The sequence below is a fragment of the Bartonella sp. CL100XZDX genome (assembly GCF_042195375.1).
Lineage (GTDB): Bacteria > Pseudomonadota > Alphaproteobacteria > Rhizobiales > Rhizobiaceae > Bartonella.
Window position 1 is genome coordinate 1 of sequence record NZ_JBHIOH010000080.1, and the last position, 8,109, is coordinate 8,109.

Sequence of the window (8,109 nt, forward strand, 5' to 3'; positions counted from 1 at the left end):
CCAAATAAACTTTGGTTAACTTCTTGATTAAGAGCTGAATATCAACAAGACCAATACATCTTCCAACATAAGGCTCTGTTACGGCTGATATAGAGCGCTTTTTGACATGATGTACTCCCTCAACAACAACAGCATGAATTGGAAAACATTGCTTCCCACCCAAAAGCGTTTCTGGATTTTGCTCTGAAGGCGTCTTGATCCTTTTAGGCGTTAAAGCGCGTAATTTCTCAATTCTTTCTAATTGCTGCTTCTCAGATTGTTGGCGAGAAAAATTATCGGTTGGGGAATGAAAAATAGCTGAGGAGCGCGCATAAACATTTACACCTGTAAACAAGCCAAAGAAAACAACAATGGCACGAAAAATTCTCAAAAGAGAACTTTGGCGTAAAAATATCAATAACAATACAGATTGCCCCCGCTTTGCATTATTCATGAAGCACTCTTTAAAAGAACTTCATGAAACCTCTAACAAGTCCACTCAAAACAGCCACTGCCCTATGACGCTTTTAACAAAAGCACATGCCTTTGTGACCAAAAAAGTGACACCCAAAAACTGCTTTATTTTACAAAAAACGCTTTATTTTAATTGCTGAAGATTTCTCCCCCACATTTATATAAAGAAACCTCTAAACAAAACTGTTTAGCCCGTCAATGGTTAATACATCAATATCCCCATAAATATAAAGGATAAATTTGCTCAACCATATCCCCTTGCATTCATAGAGTGAACCTTCAAAGGACGCCTAATCTATAAGTTTCGAATGGTTTTGAAGGTTTGAGAAACCTTCAAAACCTATCTATAAAACCTATCAAAGCATATAGTTCATTTGTCTTGATTAACACGTAAAACGAACAGCAAAATTCACTATTTTGCTGATTTTACCTCATGTCATAGGCTGTGGATAAATAGCCTTTAATAAAATTTCTTTTTAAGCAGGTTGTGGGTCTTTAGCACCCTTTTTTTATTTTATTATTGCTATTTGTTTTAAATAGATCTAGCAGATTCTATTTAAAGTTTTTTGACACCTATAGATCAACGCTTATAAAGCGGTGGGGTTTTATTATAAATGCTTCAATCTCATAACAAACCACTGACATTACGCTCTCTGTTACAATCCTACCGTGATCATACAGAAAGTGCGCGCGATAGAGGAACTTCTTTTGAAAAGTTTGTAATTGCTTATTTGACGCAAGACCCTCTACAATGCCAAGAATATGAAAAGGTTCAAACCTATTGTGAATGGGCAAAAGAGCATGGGGAAGATGGACGTGATATTGGCATTGATCTGGTTGCTAAAATTCGTGATGAAGAAGGATATGCCGCTATTCAATGTAAGTTTTATAGTGCAAATCATCAGATCAAGAAAGAAGATATTGATAGCTTTATAGCAGCGTCTGGCAAGAAAATATTCACACGCCGTATTCTGGTTGATAGCACCGAAGGTAATTGGAGTAACAATGCCGATCTCACCTGTGAAGGACAAGGAGTCCGCATTCAACGGATTAATCTTTTTGATTTAGAAAACAGTCAAATAGATTGGGCAACCTTTGAAAGCAAAGGGGAAGCTACTCTTAAGAAAAAAGAACCGAAAAATCTTTTAGATCATCAACAAGAAGCGCTTAAAGCTGTTTGTGAAGGGTTAAAAGAAGCAGACCGCGGCAAGCTGATTATGGCGTGTGGAACGGGAAAGACCTTTACCAGTCTGAAGATAGCAGAAGCTCTTGCTGGTCAAGGTAAACGTGTTTTATTCCTTGTCCCCTCTCTTTCTTTAATGTCACAAACAATAAGAGAATGGACAGCAGATACAGCAATCCCCTTGCGTTCCTTTGCTGTGTGTTCTGATACACAAGTTGGCAAGCGTCGTAAAAACCAAGATGATGCTGCCGAACTCGATGTCTCGGATCTCGCTCTACCAGCAACAACAGATTCTCAAAAGCTTGGAGAAAAAGCCAATAAGACTTCTCCTGATGCCATGACAGTGGTCTTTGCTACCTACCATTCGATCCAAGTGATTTCGGATGCGCAAAAGAAATATGCTTTACCGGAATTTGATCTGATCATTTGTGATGAAGCGCACCGTACCACTGGAGCTGTGTTAGGAACAGACAAGAGTGAATCTGAGTTTATCAAGGTTCATGACAATAGCCTTATTCGAGGCAAGAAACGTCTGTATATGACAGCAACGCCTCGTATCTTTAGTGACAATGCCAAAAAACAAGCTAATGAGATTGATGCTGTTCTGGCTTCTATGGATGATGAAGAGCTTTATGGCAAAATCCTTTATTCTTATAGTTTCTCCCATGCTGTAAAAAATGGACTTTTAACGCCTTACAAGATTATCGTTTTAGGTGTTGATGAAGGAGAAGTGAGTAAATCTATCCAGCATCTGATGACAGATGAGAATTATGAACTTATTCTTGATGATAGAACAAAGATCATGGGTTGTTATCAAGCTCTTACCAAAATGGATCTGAAAATTGATCTTGGAGATGATACAAGACCCATGCATCGGGCTTTGGCTTTTTGTAGAGATATTGATACTTCTGAACGCATATGTAGAACATTCAACGATGAAGAAGTTAAGAAAGATTTACGTAATCTTCATGAAAACCATAAAAATATTCCCCCTCTTAACTGTCAAGTAGATCATATTAATGGAAAATCTGGTGCCAAAAACCGTACGATAAAACTTGATTGGTTGAAAGAAGATGCGGGTGAGAATGTCTGCCGTATATTAACCAATGTACGCTGCCTTTCAGAAGGTGTTGATGTTCCTTCCCTTGATGCGGTTATGTTTTTACACCCGCGTAAAAGCCAAGTGGATGTGATACAAGCAGTGGGACGTGTGATGCGTCGTGCAAAAGGCAAAAAGATGGGCTATATCATTTTGCCGGTTGGTGTTCCTGCTGGTGTTTCACCAGAAGAGGCATTAAAAAACAATAAGAGATACAGTGTTGTCTGGCAAGTTCTCAATGCTTTGCTTGCCCATGATGAGAATTTTAGTAAAACCCTTAACCAGATGGTCTTAGGGCAAGACGTAAGCTCTATCATCGACATTGTTACAGTTTCTAAAAAGACCGAATTAGAGAATGTCACCACGGTTATTGACGAAATCACGCTCCACGAAAAATCAGAAAAATCCGGACTTCGTATTGGGACACAAGCTCATGAACCGCACCAAACATATGAAGGACAAGGAAGATTGCCCTTTTTTGTTGAGTTTCCCAATGCTCTCAAAACACTGATTGTTAAAAAATCTACTATGAGTGATTATTGGGGCATTTGGGCTGGCAATGTTGCTGAGATTGCACAAAACCATATCACACGCCTTCAAACTATGCTTTCTGATCAAACAAGCGAAGCTTATCATGCCTTTGATGCGTTTTATAACGAATTAAAAAACAACTTAAACAGTGAGATAAAGCAAGAAGAAGCGATTGAGATGTTAGCGCAACATCTTGTGACGCGTCCCGTGTTTGAAGCCTTGTTTGAGGGCAATGAATTTGTACAAAACAATGCCATTTCGCAAGCAATGGAAAAAATCTTAACAGAACTCGATAAAACAAATATTGAGGAAGAATCCAAAGAATTACAAGAGTTTTATGACAGCGTAAAGTTCCGTGCCTCTGGCATTACCGAACCACCGGCAAGACAAAATCTTATTATCAAGCTTTACGAAGATTTTTTTACCAAGGCATTTAAGAAAACCACGGATAGGCTTGGGATTGTTTATACGCCCGTTGAGGTTGTTGATTTTATTATTCATTCTGTTGATGATGTGTTGCGTAATGAGTTTGGAAAAAGCTTAGGGACACGTGGTGTTTCTATTCTTGACCCTTTCACTGGAACGGGTACTTTTATCACGCGGCTTTTACAATCCAATCTCATCAAACCAGAGGATATGGAATATAAGTTCCGTCACGATATCCATGCCAATGAGATTGTCTTACTTGCTTATTACATAGCAGCCATTAACATTGAATCGACTTATCATAGTTTGAAGAAAGGAGAGTATATTCCTTTCAAACATATTGGTTTAACCGATACATTCCGGATGCTTGAAAAACAAGATCTGATGAGAGGTTTACTAGAGGAAAACAGTGAATATTTAGAACTTCAGAAAAAGCTCAATATTGAAGTTATTTTTGGCAACCCGCCTTATTCGGTAGGACAAAAAAGCGAAAATGATAATGCAAAGAATACGCCTTATCCTATTTTAAATAACCGTATTCGTGAAACTTATGCTGCTCAATCTAAAACAACTTGTGTGCAAGCACTTTATGATAGTTATATTCGTGCCATTCGCTGGGCTAGTGACCGTATTGATAATGCTGGGGTAATCGGCTTTGTTTCTGGTTCTGGTTATATAGAAAAGTCAACAATGGATGGATTACGAAAATCTTTAGCCAAAGAGTTTACGAGCATTTATGTTCTCAATCTGAGGGGTGATCTTCGCAAAAATATGTTAAGCAATGGAGTTGCTCAAGAAGGTGAAAATATTTTCGGCAATGGTAGTATGACGGGTATTGCGGTAACGCTATTTATCAAAAATCCCAATGCTATTGGACCTTGTAAAATTTATTATCATGATATTGGAGATAATCTTTCCACCGCAAAAAAACTTGAGATGCTTCAATACTTTGGTAGTGTTGGTGGCATTACACGAAGTAAACAAGGTTGGAAAATAATTACACCAGATAAGCATGGTGATTGGATAAATCAACGTGATGAAAGTTTTGAAACATTCTTAGCTTTAGGTGATAAGAAAGGACATGGTAAAAAACTATTTGAAAATTTTTCTTGTGGTCTAAAAACTAATCGTGATGCTTGGACATATAACTCAAGCCGTGAATTTTTAAAGAAAAACATGAATAATATGATTATGTTCTATAACAGCGAAGTAGAACGTTTTAATACTACCTATCGACACTCTGATCGTAAAACACGTGCAAATGCTGTAGATAATTTCGTCAATACAGATGTAAAAAAGATCAGTTGGAGTCATAATCTCAAACGAGAATTAGTAAAAGAAAAACTCTTTAAGTTTGAATGTTACAGTCTTACTCAAAGTCTTTATCGTCCTTTTACAAAACAATGGCTTTATTATAATCGCATCTTTAACGATGGGGTTTATCAAATGCCTCGTATATTCCCGATAGGACAAGCGATTAAAAATAAAGTAATACAAGTTTCTGCTGTTGGAGGAAGAAGTGGTTTCTCTGTCTTAATGACTAAGAAACTACCTAACCATGACGCAATAGATAAAGGTCAATGCTTTCCACGCTATATTTACGAAGATACTCTAGTTTCAAAAAATAAAAGTGAAAAACAATCTCATTTATTTACGAATTCTACAGAGAAAAACACAACATCTGGTTTACAGAGACGTGATGCCATTACGGATGAAGGACTAGCATATTTTAAAATGGCTTATCCGAATGAAACCATAACAAAAGATGATCTATTCTATTATGTTTACGGTTTGCTTCATTCAGAAGATTATCGCTCTCGTTATGCTGATAATTTATGCAAAGAATTACCTCGTATCCCTTGTGTAAAGAGTGCTGATGATTTTTGGAAATTTGTAACAGCAGGGCGTGAATTGGGTCATTTGCATGTGAATTATGAAGATGTAAAACCTTATCCAGTAACCTTTAAAAAGGGTAATCCAAAACAGACAGAGATCTCTAATCCCGAAAAATTCTATTATGTAACTGAAATGAAATTCGCAAAAATTAAGAATAGTAAGGAAAAGGATAAATCAACTGTTATTTATAACAGCAATATCACAATAACAGATATCCCTCTTGAAGCTTATGAGTATATCGTCAATGGCAAGCCTGCTCTTGAATGGGTTATGGGGCGTCAATGCGTTAAGACTGATAAAAAGAGTGGCATTGTTAATGATGCCAATCGCTATGCTGTTGAAACCGTTGGCAACCCTGCCTACCCTCTAGAGTTATTTCAGAGGGTTATTACCGTAAGTTTAGAAACCATGAAAATCGTTAAGAACTTACCAAATTTGGTATTAAGAGAAACTGAATAACTTAAAAGCATGCTCACATAATGGGCATGCTAATCTTATTAAAGCCGCTTATGTATTAGTTTAAATAAAAGTTTATTTTATCATCTGTTATGAGATAACTAAGATAGGAAAGAATTACGTTATCAGAAATCCTTTAATGGACTTTTGTAAATTCTTTAAACGTATCATCTTGTGAATTGATTACCTATAATCTTTAAAAGGAGTGTTTATATGCGTTATTCTAAAAAGAAATCATTTGCACTTTTAGATACTCTTATTTGGATTGCCTTTAAGAGATTATACCGTATTTAAAATGATAGCTTTATCCTTTTCAAAAGCTTTGTTTAAACAGAGTTATGTATATTCATTTTCTTATATTACCTATAGGTTTTGTCTGTTTTTAAAACCCCCAAAACACCTACAAAACCCTCTTAGATATATATTAAAAATTGTATTTATGTGTTATGTTTAATATAGGTTGTTTATTTGAAAGATTAACTTATTGAAATATAATAACTTTTATTTTTGACTAAAAAATATATATAAAGGGGGGGTAAAAAGTGCCCCCCAAAACCCCCATCCCCCCCTAAACTCATAACCATAATAGTCTTAATAGCATTTTTATGATTATAAACCGTTTCTTTTGAAGGGCTTTAAAGGATCACATGTTTTTTTAAGACGTGGTTTAATCACTCACTAAAATCATAAGGTTATCTATTTAAATAAACTGATAAAAATTCATACAAGGGATTTTAATAACGTAATCAGTTTTTACTTTCATACGCTTTTCATAAGACATGTTGTAATTACTTACTAAAATAATCATTTTGTCAGTTCAATTTACTGACACATAACTGACAAATATATATTTACAGTTGTATTTATGGTGTATATCTTAATAAAGGTTGCATCATTAAAATTATAACCTATTGAAATATAATGATTTTAATTTTCTCTCATTTAAAAAAAATGATATAGGCTCTAAAAAGAACTGACAACACTGACAACACTGACACGGTCTATTAAAAGGAATTTTACTGATCTCTATAATGATCAGTTTCTATTGAGATATTTTCATAACAGACAATAAATCGCAATTATCCTATTTATCGTTTCTCTTATGAAAATGAAAAATGATGCCATGGCTATAAAGAACATAACAGCTATAGAGAATGCGTGAAAACAGTAAACTTGAATACTCATATGCAAATGAACGCGTTGGTTATAAAGAGCACATTGCCTATTAAGGTTGTTTAAATTAGAGCCCCTTATAAACAAAATTCACAAAAAAAATAAAATTCATTTAGTGAGAAAATTGATAGGTTATAAAGTTTAAAATACGCATTATGAGAGCGTTTCTAAATATTATAATGTATAATTCAGAAAATACGCAGTCGTTTCACAAAGCCCGTAATATAGCTTTAAAATCACATAAATATAAAAGAAGCAATTAATAGGCATAAGATATTATCAATACACAACGTATTTAAAAAATATAAAAAATATCAAAGAAGATAAAATATTATTTGACAATAAATACGTATTTTGTTATATAAATAATCAAGTGATTAACAAACACTGAACATGTAGCGGATAGATTACGATACAATCTTTCCAAAGCTTTTAAAAACTGACTATCTTTTATGCTTTAATTAGCATATATGATGACTTTGTCGGGTGTGCTTACATCATACAATACCCTTGTGGGAAAAGTGTAAGCAACGGACTACATGCCGTGTTTGTTAACGCCCGGCGCCCTTATAGGGTTGTCAATAACAAACATATAAACATGTAGGATTTAAATATGACAAATATCTCAAAAAACACCCCCGTTATCTCTAACATTGCAAACGAAATCACATCTGTTAATAAACAAGAGCCTGCAAAAAAATACGAATTTACAGGAGAGATAATAGAGGTTGGTGATTATACTCTTTATCGCATTCGGGCTTTAAGGGATTTTGCTAATATAAAAGCTGGTGATCTAGGCGGCTTTATACATAAGGTTGCAAATTTAGCTCATAATGGTGATTGTTGGGTCGGTGGCAATGCCATGGTTTATGGTGATGCTCGTATTTACGAT

2 protein-coding genes and 1 pseudogene are annotated in these 8,109 nt (G+C 35.1%); 2 read left to right on the forward strand and 1 reads right to left on the reverse strand.

The features are described from left to right. A partial coding sequence (locus ACFILU_RS08790) for a POTRA domain-containing protein (protein ID WP_375675627.1) occupies positions 1 to 433 on the reverse strand: 433 nt, incomplete at its 3' end. Positions 434 to 1,067: 634 nt separating this feature from the next. On the opposite strand from ACFILU_RS08790, the gene ACFILU_RS08795 reads away from it, so the two are divergent. Both ACFILU_RS08795 and ACFILU_RS08800 read left to right on the forward strand, forming a co-directional pair. Further along, on the forward strand, positions 1,068 to 6,047 hold the full coding sequence (locus tag ACFILU_RS08795) for a DEAD/DEAH box helicase (RefSeq protein ID WP_375675628.1): 4,980 nt from the start codon (positions 1,068 to 1,070) through the stop codon (positions 6,045 to 6,047). A 1,783-nt stretch (positions 6,048 to 7,830) separates the two neighbouring features. Then, positions 7,831 to 8,109, forward strand: a pseudogene (locus ACFILU_RS08800) (hypothetical protein); the annotation flags it as partial.